Origin of the sequence: Cupriavidus sp. SIMBA_020, from assembly GCF_046535395.1 — a bacterium.
Classification (GTDB): Bacteria; Pseudomonadota; Gammaproteobacteria; order Burkholderiales; family Burkholderiaceae; genus Cupriavidus; species Cupriavidus campinensis.
In genome coordinates, this window is record NZ_JAWRWU010001409.1 from 1 (window position 1) to 245 (window position 245).

Annotated in this window: 1 pseudogene; it reads left to right on the plus strand. The window is 62.4% G+C overall.

From position 1 onward, the window contains the following. A pseudogene (fusA, locus tag SB751_RS34165) lies at window positions 1–245 on the plus strand (elongation factor G); the annotation flags it as partial.

Below are 245 nucleotides of genomic sequence, written 5' to 3' on the forward strand. Positions count from 1 at the left end.
GGAAGGCATGCGCAAGGCCAGCCCCGTGCTGCTCGAACCGATGATGGCCGTTGAAGTCGAAACGCCCGAAGACTACGCCGGTACCGTGATGGGCGATCTGTCCTCGCGTCGCGGCATGGTCCAGGGCATGGACGACATGGTCGGTGGTGGCAAGACCATCAAGGCTGAAGTTCCGCTGGCCGAGATGTTCGGTTACGCCACGAACCTGCGTTCGCTGACGCAAGGTCGTGCCACGTACACGATGG